Consider the following 25,079-nt stretch of genomic DNA (forward strand, 5'->3'; position numbering starts at 1 on the left):
TCACGCTAGGGGGCCCGCATGAGAACCTCCTTAACACCGGGCGCCTCAGCCCCGCCCCTTGCCCCACTCGGGGGCCAGGACGGCCCAGATCTCCGTGTCGTGACGCCTGCCGCGGTACGGATACGCCTCGCGCAGCACACCTTCGCGGGTCATGCCGAGCCGCTCGGCCACCGCGACACTGCGGGTGTTCCCGGAGGACGCGATCCACTCCACCCGGTGCATGCCGCGTACGCCGAAGGCCCAGTCGATCAGCTTCCGTGCTGCCCGGGTCACCAGGCCCCGGCCCTCCGCCGCGGGCTCCAGCCAGCAGCCGATCTCGCAGTTGCCGGCCTCCGCCTCGAATATCCGGAACAGGACGCCGCCGACCAGCGTGCCGTCCAGCCAGATTCCGTAGAGCCGGCCGGTGTCGGCCGCCTGCTTGTCGGCGTACCGCTGGAGCAGTGCCCGTGCGGAGGTGAGGTCGGTGGCCGCCGCGGCGAACGGGATCCAGGGGTCGACCAGGGCGCGCGCCCGGTCCATGTGGGCCAGGAACTCCTCGGCCTGCCAGGGCTCGATCGGGCGGAGCTGCGCCCCGTCGTCCCCCAGTGACACCGTGAACACGGGCTCTCCTCGTCGTCGTGCCGTCTCAGTGGAGGCTCCGGGCGACGGTCCGGCTGTCGTCGTCGGTGCGCTCCCCCGGGATTTTCGCACGCGGTGCGGTGCGGTCCGGCGGCTCGATGCTGATGCGCGGGAGCAGCCGGTCCAGCCGGTCGGGCAGCCACCAGTTCGCGCCGCCCAGCAGGTGCATCAGCGCGGGCACCAGCAGGGTGCGCAGGACGAAGGCGTCGAGTGCGACGGCGGCGGCCAGCGCGATCCCGAACATCGCGATGACGCGGTCGCCGCTGAGGACGAAGGCGAGGAACACGGAGATCATGATCACCGCGGCCGAGTTGATCACCCGGCCGGTCTCGGTGAGGCCGACCCGCACGGAGCGACGGTTGTCACCCGTCTCCAGCCACTCCTCGTACATCCGGCCGACGAGGAAGACCTGGTAGTCCATCGACAGCCCGAAGAGGACGGAGACCATGATCACCGGCAGGAACGGCTCGATGGGCCCCGCGCTGCCGAGGCCGAGCAGTTCGCTTCCCCATCCCCACTGGAAGATCGCGACGACGACACCGAAGGAGGCGGCCACGGCGGCGACGTTCATCACGGCGGCCTTGAGGGGGATGGCGAGGGAGCGGAACGCCAGCAGCAGGAGCAGGCAGCCGAGCCCGATGACCACCCCGACGAAGAGCGGCAGCTTGCCGATGATGATCTCGGCGAAGTCGTCGTAACCGGCCGTCACCCCGCCCACGTACGTCCGGAGCGAGGTCGCGTCCTCCGTCCGCGCCAGGACGTCGTGCCGCAGCCGGTCGACGAGTTCGCTGGTCCGCTGCGACTGCGGCGAGGTCTCGGGGACGACGGTGAGGAAAGCCATGTCGCCGCCGCTGTTGTACGTCACCGGACTCACGGAGGCGACGCCGTCGGTGGTCCGCAGGACCGCGGGCAGGGCGTCGAGGGCCGGGCGGTCGTCCGCTCCGTCCAGGCGGGCGGCTATCGTCAGCGGCCCGTTGACGCCGGCGCCGAAGCCGTCGGCCAGCAGGTCGTACGCCTGCCGGGTGGTGGCCGTGGTGGGGTTGTTGCCCTGGTCGGAGGTGCCCAGGTGCAGGGAGAGCATGGGCACCGCGAGTACGCCCATGACGGCGGCTGCCACCGCTCCGAGCAGCCGGGGGTGCCGCTCGACCACGGCCGACCAGCGGGCGGCGAAGCCGGTGGGCCGGTCGTCCCGGGGGCCGTGCTCGGCGAGGAACGCGCGCTCGCGCCGGCTCAGGGCCCGCGTCCCGATGTACGAGAGGAGCGCGGGCAGCAGGGTCACGGAGGCGGCGACGGTCAGCACCACGGTGAGGGACGCGGCGATCGCGACGCCGTTGAGGAAGCCCAGCCGCAGGACCAGCATGCCGAGCAGGGCGACGCAGACGGTGGCTCCGGCGAAGACGACGGCGCGCCCCGTCGTCGCGACCGCGTTCTGCGCCGCTTCGGACACGGACAGGCCGCGGCGCAGTCCACGCCGGTGCCGGGTGACGATGAAGAGGGCGTAGTCGATGCCGACGCCGAGTCCGATGAGCATGCCGAGCATCGGCGCGAAGTCGGCGACGGTCATGACGTGGCCGAGCAGCACGATGCCCGCGTACGCCGTGCCGACGGAGACGAGGGCGGTGGCGATGGGCAGCAGGCTCGCGGCGAGTGAGCCGAAGGCGAGGAAGAGGACGACCGCGGCGACCACCACCCCGACGGCCTCGCCGATGTGGAGGGCCGGCGCCTCGGTGAGCGCGACGGCGGTCCCGCCGAGTTCGACCTGGAGACCTTCACGCGTGGCCCCCTGCGCGGTGTCGACCACGGCCTGCGCCTGCTCCGGCGGGACCGCGCCGGCCCGGTGGTCGAAGGTGACGGTGGCGTAGGCGGTGCGTCCGTCCGCGCTGATCTGCCCGGTGTCCGTCGCTCCGTAGGGCCCGGTGACGTCACCGACACCGGGCAGGGCGGAGACGGCGTTCAGCGTCCTCGTCACCGTCCGCTCGACGTCCGCTTCGCGGACGGTGGAGCCGGAGGTGTGCCAGACGATGGTGCCGGTCTCCCCTCCGAGGTCCTTGAACCCTGCCTGGAGGAGCTCTCCCGCACGGCCCGACTCGGTGCCCGGCACCTCGTAGTCGTTGGAGTAGGCGGAGCCCGCCAGCCCCGCCGCGGTGGCCGCTCCCCCGAGGGCGAACAGCCAGATGAGGACGGTGGCGAGGCGGTGCCTGAGGCACCAGCGTGCGATGGCGGCCAACGGACGGACTCCCGGGGTTCATGGACCGCAGGGGACATAGGTGGATATCCCGCGAAGTCACGTGACCTGAGAGGCTCACTCTGTCAGCCGTTCATGGCCTTTTGTCGCTTTCGTGGCCATGGTCACACGGCTCGGCTCCGCCCTTCCGCCGTGCGGCGGGCCCCCGCCTCCCGGTCGTCGGCCGCCGTCCGTCAGCCGGAGACGCTCGCCCTGCCGTTCTCGATGTGGCCCATCAGCCGGCGCCGGAAGGAGCCCGGTTCGTCGGCCGTCACCTCCAGGTCGTACCAGCCCTGGGCGTCGGCCGCCGAATGCACGACCGTGCGGCTGCGCCCCGGCTTGACCTTGACCGTCCGGGTCCAGTTCCGCAGGTCGTCCTCGTCGACGTAGCCGAGGGGCCGCACGGTGTAGGTCAGCGTCCGCCTGCCGGTGTTGCGCACCGTGAGGTGCACGTCCCGCTCGTGGGCGTCGATACGGGAGGTCAGCTCCGCGCCGCCGTCGGACGCGCCCTCGAACTCCCGCCGGAAGCCGTTCGGGCCGGTGACCGTGAAGCGGTACCCCTCACCGGTCAGCGGCACCGTCCAGCGCGCCGCGCCCCTGACGTCCCGGTGCTGCGGGGTGGTGTACTCCCCCGCGTACGGGTAGAGCGTGAAGTGCGCGGAGGACCTGCCGGTGTTGCTGAGGTCGAGGCGCAGCCCGCCGTCCACGCGCTTCGCCTGCGCGTCGGGCTGGTAGGGCAGGGGCCGTGCCGGGCGGACGCCCGCCTCCTGGACGGGCATGTGCTGGACGGCGGGCGGCTCCGGACGCCAGCGTCCGCCGAACGGCGGGATCGCGGCGGGCTGTTCCGTCCGGGGCTGCCGCCGCGCACGGGTGAAGTCGAAGGCCGAGGTGAGGTCGCCGGTGACCTGGCGCCGCCAGTCACCGATGTTGGGTTCCTCCACGCCCGTCCAGCGCTCCAGGAGACGGATCACGGAGGTGTGGTCGAAGACCTCGGAGCAGACGTATCCGCCGACCGACCACGGGGAGACGACCAGCAGCGGGACCCGCACACCGAGGCCGGTGGGCTTGCCCTCCCAGTGCTCCTCGGTCACCTCCTCGGGGGCGACCGGCGGCGGCACGTGGTCGAAGAAGCCGTCGTTCTCGTCGTAGTTGATGAGGACGACGGTGCGCCGCCACACATCGGGGTGCTTGCCGAGTGCGTCCAGGATCTTGTAGACGACCGTGGCGCTGTGCACCGGCGAGGAGACGCTCGGGTGCTCGGAGTCGACCGCCGACGGGACCATGTAGGAGACCTCGGGCAGCGTCCCCGCCGCCACGTCCTTCGCGAACTCGTCGGCGAGCGTGCCCGTCTCGACCCGTCGCAGCCCCCGCTCGAACAGGCTGCGCTCGGCCGCCGTGAGGCCGGCGACGCCCTCGTCGAGCAGGCCGAGCAGCCGCTCGCGCTCGGCGGCATCGTCCGCGTCGCGCACGGTGGCGTAGAAGGACTCCATGTAGGTGTGGCCGTCGGTCTTCGCCAGCGCCTTGCGGGCGATGGCCTTGAAGGTGGTGAAGAACTCGATCTGGTTGTCGGTGAAGTTCTCCCACTCGGTGTACGTCTTCCAGCTCCGCCCGGCCTTCTCCAGCCGCTCGGCGTACGTGCCCCAGTCGTATCCGGGGTGGGTGCCCTCGCTGTACGCGTCGTTGCCCACGGCCCGCTTGCCGCTCGGCTCGTCGCCCGTCTTCCCGCTCCACAGGTGGTTGCGGTTCGGGCTGGTGGAGGTGTGGATCGAGGAGTGGTAGGCGTCGCAGACCGTGAAGGTGTCGGCGAGTTCGTAGTGCAGCGGGATGTCCCCGCGGTCGTAGTACGCCATGGTCGCGGCGGTCTTCGCGGTGACCCAGCCGTTCATCCAGCCGCCTGCCCACGCCCTGGCGCCACCGCTCCACGAGTGGTCGAGGTCACCGATGTACTGCAGGTCCTTCTTCTGCGTCTCCGCGGCCTCGCGGACGGGGAACGGCAGCACGGTCGTGCCCAGCGGCCCCGGCTGTTCGAAGACGGGTTGGCCGGAGGGGAGTTCGATCGCGTTGCGGTCGCCGAAGCCGCGTACCCCGCGCAGGGTCCCGAAGTAATGGTCGAAGGAACGGTTCTCCTGCATCAGGATCACCACGTGCTCGACGGCGTCCAGCCCCGCGCCACCGGACCGCTCGGCCGCGGGCTGCGCGGCGATCGCCGCCTGGAGCGACGGGGGCAGGAACGACCCCGCCGCAGCGGCGCCGAGGGCACCGCCCCCGAGCGCGAAGAGCCGCCGCCGTGACATGTCCGTGGTCAAGTGAGCCTCCCGATTCCGTATCTACGGCTGGAAACTAATCACGCCGGGTGACTACGGGAAGACAGTCGTACGGACTGGCGGTGAACGTCCTCCGGGCCGCTGTCGCGGTGCACGGAAAGGGGCGGTGCGCCCGGTCACCGGGTGCACCGCCCCAAGGGCCTCTCGGGTGGATCAGCCCTCGACGCCGAGCTTCTCCAGGATCAGCTCACGCACACGCGCCGCGTCGGCCTGGCCTCGGGTGGCCTTCATGACCGCGCCGACGAGCGCACCGGCCGCGGCGACCTTGCCGCCACGGATCTTGTCGGCGATCGCCGCGTTGCCCGCGATGGCCTCGTCGACGGCCGTGCCCAGCGCGCCCTCGTCCGAGACGACCTTCAGGCCGCGCTTCTCGACGACGGTGTCCGGGTCGCCCTCGCCCGCGAGGACACCCTCCAGGACCTGGCGCGCCAGCTTGTCGTTGAGGTCGCCGGAGGCGACGAGCTCCGCCACCCGGGCGACCTGCGCCGGGGTGACCGGCAGCTCGTCCAGGCTGCGGCCGGTCTCGTTGGCGTTGCGGGCGAGTTCGCCCATCCACCACTTGCGGGCCTGGTCGGAGGGTGCGCCCTCGTCCGTCGTGGCGACGATCAGGTCGACCGCGCCCGCGTTGAGGATGGACTGCATGTCGTGCTCGTTGACACCCCACTCCTCCTTCAGCCGCTTGCGGCGCAGCCGGGGCAGCTCGGGAAGCCCCTTGCGGAGCTCCTCGACCCAGTCGCGGGCGGGGGCGACCGGCACCAGGTCCGGCTCGGGGAAGTAGCGGTAGTCCTCGGCGTTGTCCTTGATGCGGCCGGCCGTGGTGGAGCCGTCCTCCTCGTGGAAGTGCCGGGTCTCCTGCACGATCGTCCCGCCGGAGTTCAGCACCGCGGCGTGACGCTGGATCTCGAAGCGGGCGGCGCGCTCGACGGAACGCAGCGAGTTGACGTTCTTCGTCTCGGAGCGCGTGCCGAACTTCTCGGTGCCGTGGGGACGCAGCGACAGGTTGACGTCGCAGCGCATCTGGCCCATCTCCATCCGGGCCTCCGAGACGCCGAGCGCCTTGATGAGCTCGCGGAGTTCGGCGACGTACGCCTTGGCGACCTCGGGGGCGCGTGCGCCGGCTCCCTCGATCGGCTTGGTGACGATCTCGATGAGCGGGATGCCCGCGCGGTTGTAGTCGAGCAGCGAGTGGGAGGCGCCGTGGATGCGGCCGGTGGCACCGCCGACGTGCGTCGACTTGCCGGTGTCCTCCTCCATGTGGGCGCGCTCGATCTGCACGCGGAAGATCTCGCCGTCCTCCAGCTGGACGTCCAGATAGCCGTCGAAGGCGATCGGCTCGTCGTACTGGGAGGTCTGGAAGTTCTTCGGCATGTCCGGATAGAAGTAGTTCTTCCGGGCGAAGCGGCACCACTCGGCGATCTCGCAGTTCAGCGCGAGCCCGATCTTGATGGCGGACTCGACGCCGATCTCGTTGACGACCGGGAGCGCGCCCGGCAGTCCGAGGCAGACCGGGCAGGTCTGCGAGTTGGCGTCCTGCTTGAGCTCGGTGGAGCACCCGCAGAACATCTTGGTCTTGGTGCCGAGCTCCACATGGACCTCGAGGCCCATGACGGGGTCGTACGTCGCGAGGGCATCCTCGTACGACTCCAGGTCGATGACAGTCACGATGAAACTTTCCCTCTCAGCCCAGCAGGACGTCGTCGTCGCCGAGACGCTTGAGCTCGCGGTAGAGGATCGCGAGTCCGGTCACGATCGCGGCGGCGGATACGGCGGCGTCGATCAGCCGCAGCGTGTCGTTGTCCTGGCGGGCCATCCTCGCCTGCTTGACGACGCTGAGCGCGCCGAAGGCGGTGGTGCCCAGGGACACGTAGACGCCGGACTTGGACTTCTTGAAGTTCTTGGCCTTCTTAGCCATTGCGCTCATAGTGACGGAGCCTCCTCAAGCAGCGGGTGCCCCCACTTTTCCACGAAAGCGGCCTCGACGGCTGCTCCGACCTTGTACAGCCGGTCGTCCTTCATGGCGGGGGCGATGATCTGCAGCCCGACCGGCAGGCCGTCCTCCGGGGCCAGGCCGCAGGGCAGCGACATGGCGGAGTTGCCGGCGAGGTTGGTCGGAATGGTGCACAGGTCCGCGAGGTACATCGCCATCGGGTCGTCGGCGCGTTCGCCGATCGGGAAGGCGGTGGTGGGCGTCGTCGGCGAGACGATGACGTCCACCTGCTCGAACGCCTTCTCGAAGTCCTGGGTGATGAGGGTGCGGACCTTCTGCGCCGAGCCGTAGTACGCGTCGTAGTAGCCGGAGCTGAGCGCGTACGTGCCGAGGATGATGCGGCGCTTGACCTCGTCGCCGAAACCGGCCTCGCGGGTCAGGGCGGTGACGTCCTCGGCGGAGCGCGTGCCGTCGTCGCCGACCCGCAGGCCGTACCGCATGGCGTCGAAGCGTGCCAGGTTCGAGGAGCACTCGGACGGCGCGATCAGGTAGTACGCCGAAAGAGCGAGGTCGAAGGACGGACAGTCCAGCTCGACGACCGTGGCGCCGAGCGACTTGAGCAGCTCGACCGACTCCTCGAAGCGCTGGACGACACCGGCCTGGTAGCCCTCGCCGGAGAACTGCTTGACGACGCCGACGCGCATGCCCTGTACGGAGCCGTTGCGCGCGGCCTCGACGACCGGCGGGACGGGCGCGTCGATGGACGTCGAGTCGAGCGGGTCGTGACCGCCGATGACCTCGTGCAGCAGCGCCGCGTCCAGGACCGTACGGGCGCAGGGGCCGCCCTGGTCGAGGGAGGACGAGAAGGCGACCATGCCGTAGCGGGAGACGCCGCCGTAGGTGGGCTTGACGCCGACGGTGCCGGTGACGGCGGCGGGCTGGCGGATGGAGCCGCCCGTGTCCGTGCCGATGGCGAGCGGTGCCTCGAAGGAGGCCAGCGCGGCGGAGGAGCCGCCGCCGGAGCCGCCGGGGATGCGGGTGAGGTCCCAGGGGTTGCCGGTGGGGCCGTAGGCGCTGTTCTCGGTGGAGGACCCCATGGCGAACTCGTCCATGTTGGTCTTGCCGAGGATGACGACGTCGGCCGCCTTCAGCTTCCTGGTGAGGGTCGCGTCGTACGGCGGGACCCAGCCCTCCAGGATCTTCGAACCGACCGTGGTCGGCATGTCCTGCGTGGTGAAGATGTCCTTGAGCGCGAGCGGGACGCCGGCCAGCGGGCCGAGCTTCTCGCCCGCCTCACGCTTGGCGTCGACGGCGCGGGCCTGCGCGAGCGCGCCCTCGCGGTCGATGTGCAGGAAGGCGTGGACCTTCTCGTCGACGGCGTCGATCCGGGCCAGGTGGGCCTCGGTGACCTCGACGGCCGTCAGTTCGCCGGAGGCGATCCTCGCGGCGATCTGGGCCGCGGTGAGCTTGATGATGGTGCTGATGTCCGTCATGGCTGTTAGTCCTCCCCCAGGATCTGCGGCACCTTGAAACGCTGCTGCTCCTGGGCCGGGGCGCCGGAGAGCGCCTGCTCGGGGGTGAGCGACGGACGGACCTCGTCCGCGCGCATGACGTTGGTCAGCGGCAGCGGGTGGGAGGTCGGTGGTACGTCTTGGTCGGCGACCTCGGAGACGCGGGCGACCGCGCCGATGATGTCGTCGAGCTGACCGGCGAAGTGTTCGAGCTCTTCGCCCTTCAGCTCCAGACGCGCCAGCCGGGCGAGGTGGGCGACCTCCTCGCGCGTGATGCCAGGCATGCAGCGATCCTCAGGGTTTGGTGTGTGGTTCCGGCCCCCAATCCTATGGGGTCGCCGGACACCTCCGGGGCGGGTGGATCGAGCACGGTCACCGATTACGGACAAAGCGACCATCGGGCGGTCCGTCGCCGGCACCTTGCCGGGCCCGCACCGTGTCTCAGGCCGTGGCCGTGCCGGGGTTCAGCGCGCGGCCCGTGGATCTGGGCGCCGGCTCGGGGGCCGCCACCGGCGCGGCCGCCGCCTCGCGCTCCGCCGGCCGCCGCCAGCCGTGCTCGCCCCGCGCCCGCAGCCACGCGGTGGTCTCCTGCGGCGGCATCGCGGCGGCGACGAGCCACCCCTGGACGGCGTCGCAGTGCAGGTCCCGCAGCCGCTCCCAGGTCTCGTCGTCCTCGACGCCTTCGGCGACGACGATCAGCCCGAGCGAGTGGGCCAGGTCGATGGTGCAGCGGACGATCTCGGCGTCCTCGTGGTCCACGGCCAGCCGGGCCACGAAGGACCGGTCGATCTTGAGTTCACTGACCGGCAGCTTCCGCAGGTGAACGAGGGAGGAGTAGCCGGTGCCGAAGTCGTCGAGGGACATCTTCACGCCGTGGCCCGTCAGCCCCGCCAGGGTGTCGGCGGCTCGCTGCGGGTCCTCCAGCAGGACGTGCTCGGTTATCTCCAGTTGCAGCGCACCGGCCGGGACGCCGTGCCGGGCGAGGCGTGCGGCGACACTGCCCGCGAAGCCCGGGGTGTGCACATCGCGCGGCGAGACGTTGACCGCGACGGGGACGAACAGCCCCTGCGCCCGCCACCGGGCCACCTGGGCCAGCGCGGTCTCCAGCACGTACTCGGTGAGGTGGGGCATCAGCCCGGAGGACTCCGCGATCGCGATGAACTCGTCCGGGGGGACCCTGCCCCGCTCCGGATGCACCCAGCGCACCAGTGCTTCGAGGCCGGCCACCTGGCCGTCGAACCGGACCTTGGGCTGGTAGTGGAGCTCCACCTCACGGGCGTCCAGGGCCCTGCGGAGGTCGCCCAGCAGGCCGAGCCGGTCCGGGGTGTTGCTGTCCCGCTTGGACTCGTAGACCTCCACACCCGTGCGGTCACGCTTGGCCTGGTACATCGCCACGTCGGCCCGCCTCAGCAGCCCTTCGGCGTCCAGCGCGTGATCGGGGTGGACGGCGACCCCCGCGCTCGCCTCCAGCACCAGCGTGAGCCCGTCGAGGTCGAGGGGCGAGGAGAGTTCGGCGACCAGATGGCGGGCGATGCGCTGGGCGCTGGTGGCCGAGTCAGCGGTCGGCAGCAGCACGGCGAACTCGTCGCCGCCGAGCCGCGCGGCCTCCGCGCCGCGCGGCAGGGCGAGCCGCAGCCGCTCCGCTATCTGGAGCAGGAGACGGTCCCCGGCGAGATGACCGAGGGTGTCGTTGACGGCCCGGAAACGGTCGAGGTCGATGAGGACGAGCGCGGACCTGGTGCCCGTGCTGTCGGCCTCCTCCAGCGCCGTCCACGTCCTCTCCAGCAGCCACTGACGGTTCGGCAGGCCGGTGAGCGGATCCCTCAGCTGTTCCTCGGCGCGTGCGCGGGCGATCCAGAGCGTGGAGTCCAGGGCGATCAGCGGGACCGCGAAGAGCGGCAGGAGCACGGGCTTGGCCGAAGCGACCACGCATATCAGCGGGGCGATGCCCAGCAGGGCGACCGCCACGAGACCCTGGCGCAGCAGTGCGGTGCGCGCGATCGAGGGCAGCCCGCCGCTCTGGGACGCCCGTGCGTACCAGAGCAGGAAGCGGGTGACGAGGAGGTACGCGACCGCGGCGAGCAGCACCTCAGGCGCGGCGCCGATGCCCCAGTGGAGCGGGCGCCAGGGTGCCTCGACGCTCGGCATCTCGCCGAACGCGGAAAGGACGAGCGCGGCCGCCCCGATACCGATGATGTCCACCGCCCCGTGCAGCAGCCCCTGCCACCACCGGTGGCGTCTGGCCGTGCCGACGAGCACCACGACGACGAGGCTGACCAGACCGGCGGCCACCCAGCCGTAGAGCAGCAGGACGGAAAGGGTGAGGGCGGCGCCGGAACCGGTGCCGCCCCACCAACGGTCGCGCCCGAGGGCGACCAGATGGCCCACGATGATGCCGGTGAGCAGGGCGAGCGACCAGCCCGCGGTGCCGCCGGGGAAGAGCGCGTGGCCGTCGTGGACCGTTCGGTAGAAGCCGGTCGCGAGCTGGACCGCCGCGACCGCCACGACGAGGACGCCCACTCTGGACGTGAGGCCCACGAAACCATGCAGCCGCGACACCGGTGCGGCGTTCTCGGTCGGTTTCATTCCGTCCCTCTCACAGCCGGCGGTGCCGATGTCCTGTGGCGGCCCCCGCTCCCATGCCACCACGACCCGAATCCCACCACGCGGCCGGGCACGGCAGGTGCTCGTTCAACACTAGGCCGACAGGGGCCTCCACGGGCAGCGCTCTGCAGGTCCTGCCCGAATGCGGCTCCGGCACCTCTCGCGGTCCGATGAGCGCCGAACGGGTGATGCGGGCGGGCCGGACCGGGTCTCCCGGTCCCCTTGCCGTCCACCTCGTCCGATTTCTTCCCTCCTCGCGCATGACCACGCGTCATCACCGTCTCGATCGCGCGTCGATCACGCCTCGTAGCTGTGTCCCTCACGCCTCGGCGGGGACAGCGGCCTCCCGGGCCGCGTCCGGCCCCTGTTCGAGGAGTACGGCGAAGCCCTCCTCGTCGAGGACGGGCACCTTCAGCTGCATCGCCTTGTCGTACTTCGACCCGGGGTTGTCGCCCACCACCACGAAGGAGGTCTTCTTGGACACCGATCCGGTGACCTTCGCCCCACGGCTCTGGAGCGCGTCCTTGGCTCCGTCCCTGGTGTGCGCGGTCAGCGTGCCGGTGACCACGACGGTGAGTCCCTCCAGCGGTCGCGGGCCCTCGTCCTCGCCCGCTCCCTCGTCCTCCATCCGGACCCCGGCCTCCCGCCACTTGCGCAGGATCTCGCGGTGCCAGTCCTCGGCGAACCACTGCTTGACCGAGGCGGCGATGATGGGGCCCACCCCGTCGGCGGCGGCCAGCTCCTCCTCGGACGCCTCGTCGATCCGGTCGACGGACCGGAACTGCCGGGCCAGCTCGACGGCCGCCACCGGTCCCACGTGCCGGATCGAGAGGCCGGTGAGGATCCGGGCGAGCGGGGCCTGTCTGGCCGCCGCGATGCCCTCCAGCATGCCGAGCGCGTTCTTCTTCGGCTCGCCCTGCTGATTGGCGAAGACCGTGGCGATCTTCTCCTCGCCCGTCTTCGGATCGCGCTTGGGCAGTCCGCTGTCCGCGTCCAGGACGTACGCCCGGATGGGCAGCAGCTGCTCCACCGTCAGGCCGAAGAGGTCCCCCTCGTCCAGCAGCGGTGGCTCGGCGGGCTCCAGCGGCTTGGTCAGGGCTGCGGCGGCCACATAGCCGAAGTGGTCGATGTCCAGGCACTTACGGCCGGCGAGATAGGCCAGGCGCTCCCGCAACTGGGCGGGGCAGGAGCGGGCGTTGGGGCAGCGGAGGTCGATGTCGGCCTCCTTCATGGGGCGCAGTGCCGTCCCGCACTCGGGGCACGCGGACGGCATGACGAACGCCCGCTCGCTGCCGTCGCGCAGATCGACGACCGGTCCCAGGATCTCCGGGATGACGTCACCCGCCTTGCGGAGCACCACGGTGTCGCCGATGAGGACCCCCTTGGCCTTCACCACGTTCTGGTTGTGCAGGGTGGCGAATTCGACCTCGGACCCCGCCACCTCGACCGGTTCGACCTGGGCGTACGGCGTGACCCGTCCGGTGCGTCCGACGCCGACCCGGATGTTGACCAGCTTGGTGTTGACCTCCTGGGGCGCGTACTTCCAGGCGATCGCCCAGCGCGGCGCGCGCGAGGTGGAACCGAGCCTGCCCTGGAGCGGGATCTCGTCAAGCTTGACGACGACGCCGTCGATCTCGTGCTCGACGGACTGGCGGTTCTCGCCGAAGTAGGCGATGAACTCCCGCACCTCGTCGAGGGACTCGACCACCTTGTTGTGCCTGGCGGTCGGCAGGCCCCAGGTGCTCAGCAGGTCGTACGCCTCGGAGAGCCGGTCGATGTCGAAGCCCTCCCGGGCACCGATGCCGTGCACCACCATGTGGAGCGGGCGGCCCGCCGTGACCTTGGGGTCCTTCTGCCGCAACGATCCGGCCGCCGCGTTGCGCGGGTTGGCGAAGGGCTTGTCGCCGGCCTCGACCAGCCGGGCGTTGAGTCCCTCGAATGCCTCCATGGGGAAGAAGACCTCGCCGCGGATCTCGACGAGCGCGGGGACGTCGTCGCCCTTGAGGCGGAGCGGGATCTCCGCGATCGTACGGACGTTGGGGGTGATGTCCTCCCCCGTGCGCCCGTCACCGCGGGTCGCCGCGCGGGTCAGCCTGCCGTGCTCGTAGGTGAGGTTGACGGCGAGGCCGTCGACCTTGAGCTCGCACAGGAAGTGGTACCCGCCGCCGCCCACGTCCTTGGCCACCCGCTCGGCCCAGGCCGCGAGCTCCAGGTCGTCGAAGGCGTTGTCCAGGGACAGCAGACGCTCACGGTGCTCCACGGAGGTGAAATCCGTGGTGTAGGGGCCCGCGACCTTCTGGGTCGGCGAGTCCGGTGTGCGCAGCTCGGGGTGCTCGTCCTCGATGGCCTCCAGGGCGCGCATCAGCCGGTCGAACTCGGCGTCGTCGACGACCGGCTGGTCCTTCACGTAATACCGGAAGCGGTGCTCCTCGATCTGCTCGGCGAGAAGCGCGTGCTGTTCCCGCACCTCCACCGGCACACCGGTCAGCTGCTGCGCCTGCTCTTCGACGGCCATCGCCTGTTCCTCCCGTTGCCCCGTCAGCTCTCGACCCGTCACTCAGGGTTGTCCGCGAGCGACCTCGCGGCCCGGGCGCAGTGGGCGAGCGCGGCGCGCGCGTACGCGGGTGACGCTCCCGCCAGCCCGCAGGAAGGGGTGATCACGACCGACTCGCCGAGAGTCCCCGGATTCAGCCCCAGCCTGCTCCACAACGTCCTGACCCCTTCGACGCTACCGCCCGGGTCCGACAATGCGTCCGAGGCGGCGTCGAGGCCGGGAACCACGCCGAGGAAGAGCTGGGTACCGCCTTCGACGGCTTCCCCGATCGCCTCCTCCTCACGCTCGGTGAGCAGGGAGAAGTCGAAGGAGATCCCTCCCGCCCCGGCGCGCCGCAGCAGCGCGTAGGGCACCTCGGGGGCGCACGAGTGGACGACCGTCGGGCCGCCGCCGTTCACCGCCAGCAGGTCGCGCAGGGTCCCCTCCACGATCTGGCGGTCCACGGCACGGTAGGTGCGGTAGCCGCTCGCCGACCTGACCCGCCCCAGCAGTACGGCGGTCAGCGAAGGTTCGTCGAGCTGCAGCACCACCTCGGCGCCGGGGATCCTGCGCCGCACCTCCGCGAGGTGCGAGCGCAGCCCCTCGGCCAGCGAGCCGGCCAGGTCGCGGCAGGCACCCGGGTCACCGAGCATGGCCTCGCCGCCCCGCAGCTCCAGCCCCGCCGCGAGGGTCCAGGGTCCGACGGCCTGGACCTTGAGCAGCCCCTCGTACCCCTGGGTGAACTCCTCCAGCGCGTCGAGGTCCTCACCGAGCCAGGAACGGGCCCGGCGGGTGTCGCGCCCGGGGCGGTCGCTGATCCGCCAGCCGCTCGGCTCGACATGGCCGTACATCTCGACGAGCAGACCGACGGTCCGCCCGATCATGTCCGCGCCGGGGCCCCGCGCCGGCAGTTCCGCCAGATACGGCATGCCCTGGCCGTCGGCGAAGGACCCGGTGACGGTCTTGGCCGCCTCCCGGGCGTCTCCCCCCGGCATGGAACCGATCCCGGTGGCCGCACTCGCGCTGAAACCGCTCTTCTCGCTCACGCGGGAAAGCCTACGGGCCCGGGGACGCGGGACCTCAACGGCCGGGGCGGACCGTCAGGTCGTTGATCTCGGCGTCCCTCGGCAGGTCGAGGCCCAGCAGGATCGTGGTGGCCACCGACTCCGGGTCGATCCAGCGGGCGGCGTCGTACTCCTTGCCCTCCTGCTGGTGGACCTTGAGCTGCATCGGGCTGGCGGTGCGGCCCGGGTAGACGGAGGTGACCCGGACGCCGTTGCCGTGCTCCTCGTGGCGCAGCGAGTCGGCGAGTGCCTTGAGCCCGTGCTTGCTGGCGGCGTACGCACCCCATTCGGCGTGGGCCACGAGCCCGGCGCCGGAGTTCACGAAGACGACGTGGCCCTGGGCGACGCGCAGCTGCGGCAGCAGCAGGCGTGTCAGCTCCGCCGGGGCGACTAGGTTGGCGTTGAGCTGGTGGTGCCAGGACTTCGGGGTGAGGTCGCCGATCCTGCCGAGCTCGACGACGCCCGCGATGTGCAGCAGCGAGTCGAGCCGTTCGGGCATCGGCTGCTGCCCGAACGCCCAGGAGAGCCGGTCGGGGTTGCCGAGGTCGCCGACGACCGTGCGGGCCCCGGGGTACAGCGCGGCCAGTTCCTTGGCGCGCCCCGCGTCCCGGGCCAGCAGTACGAGCTCGTCGCCGCGTTCCAGCAGACGGCGGGCGACGGCCGCGCCGATGCCGGAACCGGCGCCGGTGATGAGATGAGTAGGCATGCCCTCATGCTCGCATCACCGCAGGCCGGCCGACTCCTCCAGGTAGGCCAGCGCCCCGACGCCGTCCTTGGCGAAGAAGACCAGCTCGGTGAGCGGGACCGGCAGGAAGCCCTCGTCCTCCATGCGCTGGAACTGCTGGCGCAGGCCGTCGTAGAAACCGGCGGTGTTCAGCAGGACGACGGGCTTGGTGTGCTTGCCGTGCTTCTTCAGCTCCAGGATCTCCGTCGCCTCGTCGAGCGTGCCCGTCCCGCCGACCATGATCACGATCGCGTCGGACTTCGCCAGGAGCAGCGCCTTGCGCTCGGCCAGGTCCTTGGCGATCACCATCTCGTCGGCGTTCGTCCGCGCCTTCGCCGCCAGGAAGTCCACCGACACCCCGACCAGCCGCCCGCCGGACTCCTGCACGCCGTCGGCCACGAGCTTCATCAGCCCGCTCTCCGACCCGCCCCAGACCAGCGTGTGCCCGCCCCGGCCCAGCAGTTCGGCGAACTCCCGGGCGGGCACGGTGTAGCGGTCGTCGAGGTCGGCGGCGGAGAGGAAGACACAGATGTTCATGCGGACACCGTACGACCGGCCCCGGGGTCGAAGGGAGCGGGCCGGGAGGAACGGGGCCGGAGGACGGGCCGGGAAGAAACCGGCCTCCCCCACCGCTGAACCGGGTATGACCTCCACCACAGGACACACCATCACCGTCGAACCCACGGCCGTGCATGTGCGCGCGGTGCTCGACGGGCAGGTGCTCGCCGAGAGCCGCCGCCCGCTGGTGCTGCGCGAGACGGGCTGCCCGGACCGGTACTACCTGCCGCCCGAGGACGTCCGTACGGGCCTGCTGACGGCCTCGGACACCCGCACCCACTGCCCCTTCAAGGGAGACGCGTCGTACTGGTCGCTGCCCGGCGCGGCGGACCTCGTCTGGGCTTATCCGGAGCCCAGGGAGAACGTCGCCGCGATCAAGGACCACTTCTGCTTCTACGCCACGGAGGTCGTCCCCGACTGACCGTCAAAAAAGATTTTCACCGCAGCGATGAGTTCCGGGCGGCACCGCAGTCCACCCTCACATGGACAAGACTCTCTCCCGTGACGGCACGTCGATCGCGTACCGTCGCCGCGGCGACGGGCCGCCGGTGATCCTGGTCGGCGGCGCCCTGAGCACCTCGGCGGACGAGGCAACGCTGGCCGCCCTGCTGGCCCCGCGTTTCACGGTCGTCACGTACGACCGCCGGGGTCGCGGGGCAAGCGGCCACGGCGGACCGTACACACCGCGTCGCGAGATCGAGGACCTGACGGCGGTGGCGGCGGCGGCGGGAGAGCGCGTCTCGCTCTTCGGCATGCTGTCGGGCGGGGCCCTGGCCCTGGAGGCGACGGCGGCGGGGCTGCCCGTGGACCTGCTCGCGGTCTACGAACCGCCGTACACACCGGGCGCCGACGGCCTCCTGCACAAGTCCCGCTGCACCACGCTGCTGCACCGGCTGCTGGAGAACGGCGACCGGGGCGGCGCCGTCGAGCTCTACCTGTCCCGCACCGGAGTACCGCAGGAGACGATCACCCGGATGCGCCGCGCCCCGCTGTGGCCCGGCCTGGAAGCGGTGGCCCACACCCTCGCGTACGACGACGCCCTGCTGGGCGACGGCTCGGTCCCGGCCGGCCGGCTCGCCTCGATCACCGCGCGCACCCTGGTGGTGACCGGCGGCTTCAGCACGGCGCGGGCGCACGAGACGACCCTCGCGCTCGCGGCCGCGATCCCCCGGGCCAGGCACCGCACACTGACCGGCCAGACCCGCGAACTGGCACCGCACGTGATCGCGCCGGTGCTGTCGGATTTCTTCGCCACGGACGTGTTCCTGCGCTGGGCCTCCTGAACCCGCCTCGCCGCCGCGTCCGTACAGGGGTCGGACGCGCGGCGGGGCGACGCCCGCCCGAGGCCAATGCACTGGCCTGCTCTGGGCCGAGGCCTGAAGCCTTGACACTGGATCCATCCGGCGATCAGGCCAGCGGATCCAGGAGCAAGCAAAGCCACGCACTTCTCGCAAACCGCCACCATCGCCTTCAGGTGGGGTGTATATAGCTGAGTGGGGGCTGACGGCCCATCAGGCCGTCGCGAGGGCGTGAGGGGATGTCATGGCAATCGACGAGAAGCGAATCACCGACTTCTTGCAGCAGAGCGACCTACGGTCACGTGTCGCAACCGTGCTTCGCACAGCTGGGTTCATCATCGTCTGGGTGAAAGAAGAGGCCAACGGCTCCCGCTGGGCCCTGTACTTGAAGCTGCCGGGAACGCTGCGCCAGTCCTTCGGTACAGCGAGAGAGGTACTTGTATGGGCGGTACAGTCCGCTGAATTCCAGGCACGCACCATTACACAGGCCGCAGAAGTAATCCTGCAGGAGCGGCCTCGCCTGTGTGAGGATTTCTCGATCGTCATCACACATGACCCAAACACTCAGCAGCATGCCATGGAGACCGCCGAAACCCTTGACACCATCTTCCTCGGCTTTAGCGTTTCAGAATTTTCACAGTTCAAGCCTTACGGCGAAAAAGATTTCATCGCTTCGCTGAAAAATCGACTGTACTCACGCGACCTGTACGACCTGCCTTCCGCCGTCCATCGGTCAGAAGACTTCTTCGGCCGAAAGGTTATCGTAAAGGAGATCGTCACAAGACTGCGCAGCGGGGGCGGCCACGTTGGAATTTTCGGTCTACGCAAAATTGGCAAAACCTCTCTGATGTATCGCCTGCAGACCGCGCTACGCAATGATGACGCTGTCTATGTTGCACACGTCGACGTCGAGCGCATCGACGCCATCAAACAAACAGCCGAGCACCTTCTATGGAACCTCGGAGAATCCATCTACGACTCACATCGACAAATCCGGCGAGTCGAAGGCTTTCAACTGTTCGGTCAGTACCGCCTTTTCTCAGCCATCCCTGACGCATCCCACGTATTCGAGCTTTTCGACCACGACATGCGCCTCCTCTTCTCTCAGCGAAAACGCAAATTGGTGTTGATGTTCGACGAGATCGAGTTGCTGTCCCCCATCGCCCCCGGGTCGCAATGGGGAAACGCTTTCGTCCGAGCTTGGCGACTCCTGCGGGGATTGGATCAGCAGTACCCCAACCGGCTCAGCTTCTTTGTCACTGGCACGAACCCCAGCATCTTCGAACGCAACTCGATCGAAGGTGTAGAAAGCCCCGTCTACAACTACTTCTCCATCAGCTATCTAAAGCCACTTCCCGCCGAGGACGTTCGCAGTCTCCTGGTCGACCTCGGGCAGAGAATGGGGTTGATTTGGCGCTCCGAAGCAGTTGAGCGAGTCTTCTCCGCAACGGGCGGGCACCCTGCGCTGGTCCGGGCGCTCGCCTCTCTGGTCCACCGATCCATCCCGCGACTTGAAGCCGAAGCCATCGTCACGGCAGAGCACGTCCGCGGGGCGGTCGACAGCTTCTTCACAGAGCGCAGTTCGCTCCTGAGCCAGGTAGTCGCCATCCTCGAGGAGCAGTACCCCAACGAATACTTCCTTCTGGAGCTGCTCGCGGAAGCTCGCCTCGGCGAATATCGCGAGTATGCCGAGGCCTTCCCCTCCGACACCGCGCACTTGACGGGCTACGGTCTGTGCGAAGCCCCCCAGCAGTGCACAAAGATCGAGATCGAACTGGTTCAGACCTCCCTTCAACGCAGGGTTAAGCAAAAGGCTGCTGCTTCCCCACAGGCATCCCATGGCTTGCGCCCCGGAGAGGTCCTCTCAGGCTATGAAGTAGTTGCAATAATCGGTCACCCGGGCGGGTTTGCGAGCGTCTACTCGGCACGCTCCCCCCATGGCGAACTGGTGGCCCTCAAGGTTTTCAAGAACAGCCTTCTCAGTGCCCTGCAGAGAGAACTCGCTCCGCTCCAAGACATCAACCATGACAGTGTTGTCAAGGTACTGGATCACGGCACGAGCGATGGTGGTGTGGTGTTCATGGTGATGGAGCTTCTCACCGGATGCACCCTACGTGATTTCTGCACCAGATCGACCCGAGCTTCGGAGAGCGAAGCCATCACCTGGCTCACGCAACTACTCTCCGCCATGGTCGCGTTTCACCCGGATGACGATCGCGTACGCCAGCTTCGCGCCCTCAGCGAAATCACACAGGAGCAGATGAACGAACTGGAACTGGCACGTCACGGTTTCGTCCACCGTGACGTGAAACCCGAAAACATCATGATCACTTCTCGGGGTGCCGTGCTGATTGACTTCAACATCTCCGTGCGCGCGGCCACAGATATCGTGACTCGCAGCATGACAGACGGCTACATGCCGCCTGAAGGCCTCGGCAACGTCTGGAGTCCTGAGCTCGACATATACCAGCTCGGCTTGAGCGTCCTCCAAGCAGTACTGGGCGTCGAGGGACAGCCGACTAACGTGCCGGATCTGCGAGAGATGGCCCATCGCGACCTCAACCCCGGGCTGGCCGCCCTGCTGACCAAAATGACGGCACCTGTCCCTGCGGACCGGTTCACAACCGCAGCACAAGCACTGAGTTCAGCGCGGCGACTGGAGCAAGACGAAACCATTACGCCGACAGTCGCGCGGGAGGCGGTCTAGGAAGCCCTTACGCGGTCCACTGCTCCGACTCCTCTACCGGATCGCCCCGCGCCACAACCCCGGCTCCACCCTCGCGAACAGCTCTTCGCGCGCGTCGGCGTCCGGCAGCACGAGCCGTAGCTCCCGCCGGAAGGCCGCACCGTGACCGGCCGCACGCAGGTGGCAGAGTTCGTGGACCAGGACGAGGTCCACCAGGGGCGGCGGAAGTTGCAGGACAGCCCAGTGCACCGTGATGCCACCGTCCTGCCCCAGCGCCCCCCACCTGGAGCCGAGGTCGCAGGCCTTGACCGGGGGTGTGGGCAGCCCGACACGTGACGCGTACGAGGGGATCCGCCCGGCGAGCCACCGGGTGCCGCATGCCTCGTACCACTGGGCGATCCGGTGCGCGCCTTCCCCGGCCGTCTGCGGCCGGGGAAGTTCCAGCCAGCCCCGGTACAGCCGCACTCGGCTGCCCTCTTCCTGGGGCAGAAGCTTCAGCCGGTGGCGTCGTCCCAGGTAGGTGAAGCCAGTGCCGCCGACGAGTTCCTTGACCGGCTCGTCCGGCCTGGTCCGCCTGAGCCGCACCTCGCGCGCCAGGCGTGGCAGCCGCGTCCGTACGGCCCGCGCGACTGCGGCCGGGTCGGCGTCTGGCGGTACGGCGAAGAGGACGTCCCCGCTCTCGTCCACCTCGATGCCCAGAGTGCGCCGCCGGGGCCGCACGACGACCTGCCACGTCCACTCCCCCGGCACGGGGAGCGACGCGATCGCCTGGTGGACGGGAGTACTCACGCGGGCATTCCTACCACTCCGCGGCTCGGATTCCCCGAGGCACCCCCCTGCTCAGCGCCCGTTCTGCTCCTGGTGCCGCAGGAACTCGGCACGGCGCTCGACCGCCAACTCCACCAGGTGCCCGGCGAGCGGCCCGGTGTCCTCCCAGTCAAGGGCGACGTGCGTCTCCAGGCTGGCACGAAGCAGCTTGCGGACCCGGTCCCGCGTGTCCTGGAGGTGCTCGATGTCCGGAGAACGCACGTGGCCGGCGATCTCCACGGTGAGGGCACGGGCGGCTGCCATCAGATCGACACCCAGCGGGATCGGCGCGCCACCCTCCAGCTCCTGTACGAGCAGTCCGTGGACCGGTCGCTCGGTCCACGGATCCAGTCCGGCGCCGGCACCGGGGCCCTCTTCCTCACTCGCGTTCATGACGCCGACCAGCTGCGCCAGGTCGGAAGCGGCCTTCTCGAAGTCGTCCCGTATGCGCTGCACGATCTCGTCCAGGCGTCGGCTGAACCGGGTGTAGCGGGCCCGGTCCGTGCCGATCTCGGCCGCGATCCGGAGCTTGACCGAACCGGTCATGTAGGAGACCCGGGCACGCGCGTCGCTGTTGGCATTAACCCGTTCCATGAAATCGGGGGCCGTGAGTTCGACGGGCGGAATCCGCTGCTCGATCTCCGTCACCCGCAGGTGCCGCGCCATCAGCTGCCGAATCTTGGCACCGTAGCGGCGCGGGCTGAAGTCGTCGCGCCCGTCGAGGTAGCGGCGACGTGCCAGGTACTGGACTTCGCCGAGCAGACGGGCGAACGTCTCGTACCGCAGCGCCTCGGGGCTCGGCAGTACGGCGTTGAGTGCGGTGAGGAAGTCACGCGCGAGCTCGTCGAAATCCCCGCGCAGCAGCGGGTCCTCAAGGGTGGCCAGCAGATTCTCGCGCTGTTCCTCCACCGTGAGCGACGTGACGCCCAGACCTCCCAGGAAGTCGGAGACGCAGGTGCGCAGATCTGCGAGCAGGGCCTCGGCCGCCTCGTCGGCCTGGAGCAGCAGCCGGCCCCGGACGGGCTGTTCTCCCGTGAACGTCTTCCTGTCGAGGTGGTCGACGGACATGTCGTAGCCGTACAGCTCGCGCAGGTGCGCCTTCTCGTACTCACCCAGCGAACGGGCGAGTTCCGGGCCGATGCCGATGAAGTCGACGACCTGCCCCCAACGCTTCGCCGGGTACGGGCGGTTGGTCCGGGCCACCGCCTGGAGCAGACCCGCTCCGGACAGCGCACGGTCGAGGTAGAGCACCTGCTCGACGGGGGCGTCGAAGCCGGTGAGCAGCATCGACTGCACGACCAGGAAGGCCATGGGTCCCTCGCCGGGCTCCTCCTGCTCGGCTGTCGGCTGTCCCGGCTCCTGCCCGTCCGTGTGCCAGACCTCCCCGGTCCCGCCGGGCGTGCCCAGTCCGGAGGCCGAGGTCCCGTGGGTGGCCGCCTCCCAGGCGGGGTCCTCGGCAGCGGCCAACGGATCACCGATGCCCTTCTGGAAGCGCCCGATGAAGTCGTCCTGCCGGGACTTCGACGTCCAGCACTTCCACTCCTCGGGGTCCTTGCGCCCGCTGTTCGGCTGGGCCTCGGAGATCACCACGGCGGCGTCGATGGACTTGAGCACGTTCCGGTGTGCGACCAGATCCAGCAGTTCGCGCTCCTCCCCTTCGGCTTCGAAGGCGGCGATCGGATCGTGGACGAGATCCTGGGGAAGGGCGTCGATACGTGCCACCAGCCGGTCACGCGCCGCGAGGAGGGCATCCCGGTAGCGCACCGCCGCGAGCCGGGAAACGGCGGCTAGCTGGGCGCCGAAGCGGTCCGGCAGCGCCGTCCGCGCCCAGTGCCGCAGCATGTGGTCGGCCTTCGCCTCGATCACCGAGGGCGCTTCGAGGATCTCCTTGCGCCGGGCGAACTTCTCCAGGACACGTTCACGCTGCTCCGGGTCCGCGGGCACCTTCTCGTCGAACTCTGCGTCCAGCGCCGCCTTCTCGATGACTTCCAGCGGGACGCTGTACGCCTCGTACCGCACCGGGACCACAGCCCCGTCCCGCTCGGCGTCGCGCAGGGTGTACGTGTCGGCGTAGCTGCCGAAGATGTCCTCGGTGGTCTTCCGGTGCTTGCTGAGGATCGGGGTCCCGGTGAAGCCGACCATCGTGGCGTTCGGCAGCATGGCGCGCAGCCGCGCGTGTTGCCAGCGATCCTGGCCCCGGTGGGCCTCGTCGATCAGGACGACGATGTCCGGACTCGGGTTCTGGACACTGTTGTGTAGATGCCCTTCGCCGTCGTCCCCTTCGGGGAGCTTCTCTTCCCGGCCGTCGTACTCCGTGTCGTCCCTGCGCGCCTTCTGCAACGTGACAAGCACGAGGTCGGGCACGTCGACGGCGAGGTGGGTCCGTGCCTGCGCCACGCTGGTCGCCCGGTGGATCTTCTGGTCGCTCGCGGCCAGACTCCCCTTGATCTGCTTCTCCAGATCGAGCCGGTCCGTGACCACGACGACCTTGTGCCCGTCGAGCCCGGGTGTGCTGCGCAGATGGCGTACGAGGAACGCCATGGTGAGGCTCTTGCCCGACCCCTGGGTGTGCCAGACGACCCCGCCCCGCTGGTCGACCGGCTCCCCCGCCGCGATCTTCCGGCGTCGCTCCAGCAGACGCCCGGACAGCTTGTGTACCGCCTTGAACTGCGGGTAGCGACCGATGATCTTGACGGTACGCGGACCGCTCCCGGCCTGGGTGGTGAAGTCCCTGACCAGGGCGAGCAGGTGTGCAGGCCGCAGCACGCCGGCCACGAGGACGTCCTGGTCGCTCAGCGGGGCGCCGCTGCGCCTGCCGGTCTCCTCACGCACCTGGTCCTCGGTGGCGGGCAGCGTGGTGCGCCAGGGCGCGAAGCGCAGCGAGTCGGCGGTGACGGTGCCGAGCTCGGCGTGGTCCCGGTCCGTCCCGATCAGCACCTGGGCGAACCGTACGAACTCCGCGACGGGCGCCGGAGCTTCCACACCCGCGTAGCCGATGACCTGCTCGACGGCCGCGTCCGGCGCCGCGCACTGTTCCTGCCGGGCGGAGACCAAGGGGGCCTTGCACTCGATGACGACCCAGGGCAGGCCGTTGACGAACAGCACGACGTCCGGGACGGCGTCTCCGGCGTTCTTGCGCTCCACCCGGAACTGCGAGACCGCGAGGTAGTCGTTGCCGTTCTCGAACTCGCCACCCCAGTCGACGAGTCTGATGTGCTCGGGATCGCCTTTGGTCCAGCCCGGGACGGTCTTGGAGTTGATCCCCTTGCGCAGGAGTTCGGTCGCGTCCAAGTTGCCCGCGACGCCGTGTCCTCGGCGCCCGAACCCCGGCGCCGTGCCCTGGACCCGTGCGAGGAGGTGGTCCAGCTGTGCACCGGACAGCCAGGACTTCCCGTCACGCCCCGGGTTGATCCGGGCCACCGCGTCCCGGAACCGTTGCGCGTAGACGACCTGCGTGAAGCTCTGCCGCCCGGACGCGCCCGGGTCGGTGACCGTGCCGTGCGGTGGGCCGCCCTGGAGGTGCGTCCACCCCATGGCGGCCAGCTGCTCGGTCAGCGGCTTCTCGGTCCTGTCGTACTCCGACTGACCCATCCCTGGTCTCCCCGCGCGCCCGTCACCGTACGTCCCACCCGCACCCGTATGGGTGTACGCGGAACTCTACCGGTGGGCACCGGATCGACCAGGGGCAGAAGGGTGGGCGGCTGAGCAGGGTCTGCCGTCAGCTGGTGAGCGCCAGCTCGAACCAGATGGTCTTGCCACCGGACCCCAGCTCCCCTTCCCCTATGGCGCAACCACCCCAGCGGTCGGCGACGAGTTCGAGGATGGCCAGCCCCCGCCCGGCTTCGACGTCCGGCCCGACGGCCGGTGTGTGCGGCTTGGGCAAGTCAGGGCTGAGGTCCCAGACACTGATCCTGAGCACGGGGTGCCGCCACTGGAGTCGCACGCCTGCGGGGCCTTGGGTGTGCCGCACGGAGTTGGTGGTCAGCTCGGAGGCCAGCAGCTCGGCGCGGTAGCTGAGTTCGGCGAGTTCGTGCGCGTCGAGGATGGCCCGCAGGGTGGTACGGGCGATGCGGGGGCCGCGCGGGTCACGGGGGAAGGAGAGTTCGTAGCTCCAGGGGTCGGCGAACGGGATGGGTGCGGGGTGGTGGTCCTCGTACGGGGCGTGGAGCGCGGGTTCGGTCCTCACGGGCACCTCCTGGGG

General features: G+C 69.8%; 18 protein-coding genes. 3 read left to right on the forward strand and 15 right to left on the reverse strand.

Annotated features, from left to right (window positions below):
• Window positions 1-45: 45 nt before the first annotated feature.
• The 12 genes from ABT001_RS10855 to ABT001_RS10910 form a co-directional block, all read right to left on the reverse strand.
• Complete coding sequence (locus tag ABT001_RS10855) at window positions 46-600, reverse strand: GNAT family N-acetyltransferase (protein ID WP_351275257.1); 555 nt, start codon at window positions 598-600, stop codon at window positions 46-48.
• 25 nt (window positions 601-625) lie between these two features.
• Window positions 626-2,845: an MMPL family transporter gene (locus ABT001_RS10860; protein ID WP_351275259.1), complete on the reverse strand. Its 2,220-nt coding sequence runs from the start codon at window positions 2,843-2,845 to the stop codon at window positions 626-628.
• Window positions 2,846-3,036: 191 nt separating this feature from the next.
• Window positions 3,037-5,148, reverse strand: coding sequence for a phosphocholine-specific phospholipase C (locus ABT001_RS10865; RefSeq protein ID WP_351275261.1), 2,112 nt, complete (start codon window positions 5,146-5,148; stop codon window positions 3,037-3,039).
• A gap of 171 nt (window positions 5,149-5,319) precedes the next feature.
• A complete protein-coding gene (gene gatB / locus ABT001_RS10870) occupies window positions 5,320-6,828 on the reverse strand; it encodes an Asp-tRNA(Asn)/Glu-tRNA(Gln) amidotransferase subunit GatB (RefSeq protein ID WP_351275263.1) in 1,509 nt (502 codons plus the stop codon).
• Window positions 6,829-6,844: 16 nt separating this feature from the next.
• On the reverse strand, window positions 6,845-7,087 hold the full coding sequence (locus tag ABT001_RS10875) for a hypothetical protein (protein ID WP_136329351.1): 243 nt from the start codon (window positions 7,085-7,087) through the stop codon (window positions 6,845-6,847).
• Complete coding sequence (gene gatA / locus ABT001_RS10880) at window positions 7,084-8,586, reverse strand: Asp-tRNA(Asn)/Glu-tRNA(Gln) amidotransferase subunit GatA (RefSeq protein ID WP_351275265.1); 1,503 nt, start codon at window positions 8,584-8,586, stop codon at window positions 7,084-7,086. The genes ABT001_RS10875 and gatA overlap by 4 nt, the downstream gene beginning before the upstream one ends.
• 5 nt (window positions 8,587-8,591) lie before the next feature.
• The gene (gene gatC / locus ABT001_RS10885; protein WP_014153935.1) at window positions 8,592-8,888 is read right to left on the reverse strand and encodes an Asp-tRNA(Asn)/Glu-tRNA(Gln) amidotransferase subunit GatC; all 297 of its coding nucleotides are present in this window, start codon (window positions 8,886-8,888) and stop codon (window positions 8,592-8,594) included.
• A gap of 157 nt (window positions 8,889-9,045) precedes the next feature.
• A complete protein-coding gene (locus ABT001_RS10890) occupies window positions 9,046-11,190 on the reverse strand; it encodes a putative bifunctional diguanylate cyclase/phosphodiesterase (RefSeq protein ID WP_351275267.1) in 2,145 nt (714 codons plus the stop codon).
• Window positions 11,191-11,527: 337 nt separating this feature from the next.
• Window positions 11,528-13,723: an NAD-dependent DNA ligase LigA gene (gene ligA / locus ABT001_RS10895; RefSeq protein ID WP_351275269.1), complete on the reverse strand. Its 2,196-nt coding sequence runs from the start codon at window positions 13,721-13,723 to the stop codon at window positions 11,528-11,530.
• Window positions 13,724-13,761: 38 nt separating this feature from the next.
• The gene (locus ABT001_RS10900; protein WP_351275271.1) at window positions 13,762-14,787 is read right to left on the reverse strand and encodes a methionine synthase; all 1,026 of its coding nucleotides are present in this window, start codon (window positions 14,785-14,787) and stop codon (window positions 13,762-13,764) included.
• Between the two features lie 34 nt (window positions 14,788-14,821).
• Complete coding sequence (locus ABT001_RS10905) at window positions 14,822-15,511, reverse strand: SDR family oxidoreductase (RefSeq protein ID WP_351275273.1); 690 nt, start codon at window positions 15,509-15,511, stop codon at window positions 14,822-14,824.
• 15 nt (window positions 15,512-15,526) lie between these two features.
• Window positions 15,527-16,066, reverse strand: coding sequence for an LOG family protein (locus ABT001_RS10910; protein WP_351275275.1), 540 nt, complete (start codon window positions 16,064-16,066; stop codon window positions 15,527-15,529).
• A gap of 106 nt (window positions 16,067-16,172) precedes the next feature.
• Between ABT001_RS10910 and ABT001_RS10915 the strand changes: the two genes are divergently transcribed.
• From ABT001_RS10915 to ABT001_RS10925, 3 genes are all read left to right on the forward strand, one after another.
• The gene (locus tag ABT001_RS10915) at window positions 16,173-16,508 is read left to right on the forward strand and encodes a DUF427 domain-containing protein (RefSeq protein ID WP_351275277.1); all 336 of its coding nucleotides are present in this window, start codon (window positions 16,173-16,175) and stop codon (window positions 16,506-16,508) included.
• 61 nt (window positions 16,509-16,569) lie between these two features.
• On the forward strand, window positions 16,570-17,370 hold the full coding sequence (locus tag ABT001_RS10920) for an alpha/beta fold hydrolase (protein ID WP_351275279.1): 801 nt from the start codon (window positions 16,570-16,572) through the stop codon (window positions 17,368-17,370).
• A 259-nt stretch (window positions 17,371-17,629) separates the two neighbouring features.
• Window positions 17,630-20,092, forward strand: coding sequence for a protein kinase domain-containing protein (locus ABT001_RS10925; RefSeq protein WP_351275281.1), 2,463 nt, complete (start codon window positions 17,630-17,632; stop codon window positions 20,090-20,092).
• Between the two features lie 33 nt (window positions 20,093-20,125).
• On the opposite strand, the gene ABT001_RS10930 is transcribed toward ABT001_RS10925, so the two are convergent.
• From ABT001_RS10930 to ABT001_RS10940, 3 genes are all read right to left on the reverse strand, one after another.
• Complete coding sequence (locus ABT001_RS10930) at window positions 20,126-20,860, reverse strand: M48 family metallopeptidase (protein ID WP_351275283.1); 735 nt, start codon at window positions 20,858-20,860, stop codon at window positions 20,126-20,128.
• 51 nt (window positions 20,861-20,911) lie between these two features.
• Window positions 20,912-24,469 carry a type I restriction endonuclease subunit R gene (locus ABT001_RS10935; protein ID WP_351275285.1) on the reverse strand — a complete coding sequence of 1,186 codons (3,558 nt, stop codon included), beginning with the start codon at window positions 24,467-24,469 and terminating at the stop codon, window positions 20,912-20,914.
• 127 nt (window positions 24,470-24,596) lie between these two features.
• The gene (locus tag ABT001_RS10940) at window positions 24,597-25,064 is read right to left on the reverse strand and encodes an ATP-binding protein (RefSeq protein WP_351275287.1); all 468 of its coding nucleotides are present in this window, start codon (window positions 25,062-25,064) and stop codon (window positions 24,597-24,599) included.
• Window positions 25,065-25,079 lie beyond the last annotated feature (15 nt).

This window comes from Streptomyces sp. NPDC002793 (genome assembly GCF_040295485.1).
Lineage (GTDB): Bacteria > Actinomycetota > Actinomycetes > Streptomycetales > Streptomycetaceae > Streptomyces.

What these genes read in the sequence shown, in the direction of transcription:
- ABT001_RS10935 (WP_351275285.1), bottom strand. Translation starts at nt 24,469, where the DNA reads ATGGGTCAGTCGGAGTACGACAGGACCGAGAAGCCGCTGACCGAGCAG.
- ABT001_RS10890 (WP_351275267.1), bottom strand. Translation starts at nt 11,190, where the DNA reads ATGAAACCGACCGAGAACGCCGCACCGGTGTCGCGGCTGCATGGTTTC.
- ligA (WP_351275269.1), bottom strand. Translation starts at nt 13,723, where the DNA reads ATGGCCGTCGAAGAGCAGGCGCAGCAGCTGACCGGTGTGCCGGTGGAG.
- ABT001_RS10910 (WP_351275275.1), bottom strand. Translation starts at nt 16,066, where the DNA reads ATGAACATCTGTGTCTTCCTCTCCGCCGCCGACCTCGACGACCGCTAC.
- ABT001_RS10925 (WP_351275281.1), top strand. Translation starts at nt 17,630, where the DNA reads ATGGCAATCGACGAGAAGCGAATCACCGACTTCTTGCAGCAGAGCGAC.
- ABT001_RS10875 (WP_136329351.1), bottom strand. Translation starts at nt 7,087, where the DNA reads ATGAGCGCAATGGCTAAGAAGGCCAAGAACTTCAAGAAGTCCAAGTCC.
- ABT001_RS10905 (WP_351275273.1), bottom strand. Translation starts at nt 15,511, where the DNA reads ATGCCTACTCATCTCATCACCGGCGCCGGTTCCGGCATCGGCGCGGCC.
- ABT001_RS10915 (WP_351275277.1), top strand. Translation starts at nt 16,173, where the DNA reads ATGACCTCCACCACAGGACACACCATCACCGTCGAACCCACGGCCGTG.
- ABT001_RS10920 (WP_351275279.1), top strand. Translation starts at nt 16,570, where the DNA reads ATGGACAAGACTCTCTCCCGTGACGGCACGTCGATCGCGTACCGTCGC.
- gatC (WP_014153935.1), bottom strand. Translation starts at nt 8,888, where the DNA reads ATGCCTGGCATCACGCGCGAGGAGGTCGCCCACCTCGCCCGGCTGGCG.
- gatA (WP_351275265.1), bottom strand. Translation starts at nt 8,586, where the DNA reads ATGACGGACATCAGCACCATCATCAAGCTCACCGCGGCCCAGATCGCC.